The sequence below is a fragment of the uncultured Serinicoccus sp. genome (assembly GCF_947487915.1).
Taxonomy (GTDB): domain Bacteria; phylum Actinomycetota; class Actinomycetes; order Actinomycetales; family Dermatophilaceae; genus Ornithinicoccus.
On record NZ_CANKYH010000027.1, the window covers coordinates 1 to 1,297 of the forward strand.

Genomic DNA, 1,297 nt, shown 5'->3' on the forward strand with positions numbered 1-1,297 from the left:
TCCCCGATGCTCCTATGTCAAGGCCGGCGTCTCAGGCGGCCTGCTGGATGTGGGTGGAGGCTGGGATCTGGTCGGCGCGCAGAGCGGAGTAGATGGCGTCGGAGAGTCGTCGACGCAGCAGTCGCAGCGCGGCGACACGGTCCTTGCCGCGGGCTTCGGCCTTGGCCAGGTAGGCCCGGCCGGGGCCGACGCCGCGCGCCTGGGTGAGGGCGATCATGTGCAGGGCGTAGTTCATCTGACGGTTGCCGCCACGGTTGAGGCGGACCTTGCCGGCCGAGGCGCCGGACCAGACCGGCACGGGCGCGGTACCGGTGAACCGGGCGAAGGCGTCCTTGTCCCGGAACCGGTGGACACCGGCAGTCTCGCCAATGATGACCGCGGCAGAGAACACGCCACAGCCGGGCAGCGACAGCAGCGTTGGGGCTTGGTCCGCCACCAGGGTCTTGAGCTCCTTCTCGATGTCCTTGATCTCCTCGCTGAGGTCAGCGATCCGGACCAGGAGCTTGCGTGCCAGGCGGACGACGATGCCGCCCTGGGTGTCGAGGAAGGCCTCGACGCGGGCCCGGGTGTTGGCCTGACGCAGGCTGCGGGACGGCAAGGCCAGATCGGGGTCCAGCTCGTGCAGGTGCCAACGCAGCTGGCAGCACGCGCGGGTGCGCTGCATGACCAGGTCACGCCGGTAGTCCGAGAGCAGCTTGACCTGACGGGCGGGGCCATCGAGCTCAGCGACCGGCAATCCTGGGTGACGCAACGCAGCCACAGCGACAGCCTCGGCGTCGATCGGGTCAGACTTGCCCGGTGTCCGCGCCCCGCGGCGTGCACCGGCCATCAGCCTCGTCGGCACGCGGACCACCCGCTGCCCGGCACGCAGCAGGTCGCCCTCCAGTCTGCGGGTCAGGTGCCGGCAGTCCTCCAGGGCGAAAGTGACGTCCTGGAACTGTGCCGCCCAGGTCAGCAGCTGCAGGTGCCCGTCGGTGTTGGCGCGCAGGGTGCACTCACCCAGACGTCGGCCGACGTCGTCGAGGGCGACGAAGGTGTGCGTGCGTTTGTGGGAGTCGGTGCCGATCATCACCATGGCGGTGGACCTCCTGGTCGATACTGGGATGGACGTCCTGGTCGCCGGGTGCGGCGGGCACGCCTCAATCCAGCCCGGAGCAGGCTCCTATCAAGCCACGCCACGCCCGACGGCCAGGGCGTCCGGCCGAGCCGCACATCGGACGAGCAGCCAACGACGGGGATCCGCCGCAGCAGCGAAAAAAGGAGCGAACCCGACCGGACCCCATCAGCGTGCCATTGA

General features: G+C 69.7%; 1 protein-coding gene. It reads right to left on the reverse strand.

Features of this window, described 5'->3' with window-relative positions:
• Positions 1-31: 31 nt before the first annotated feature.
• On the reverse strand, positions 32-1,075 hold the full coding sequence (locus Q0795_RS17065) for an IS110 family transposase (protein WP_298891749.1): 1,044 nt from the start codon (positions 1,073-1,075) through the stop codon (positions 32-34).
• Positions 1,076-1,297 lie beyond the last annotated feature (222 nt).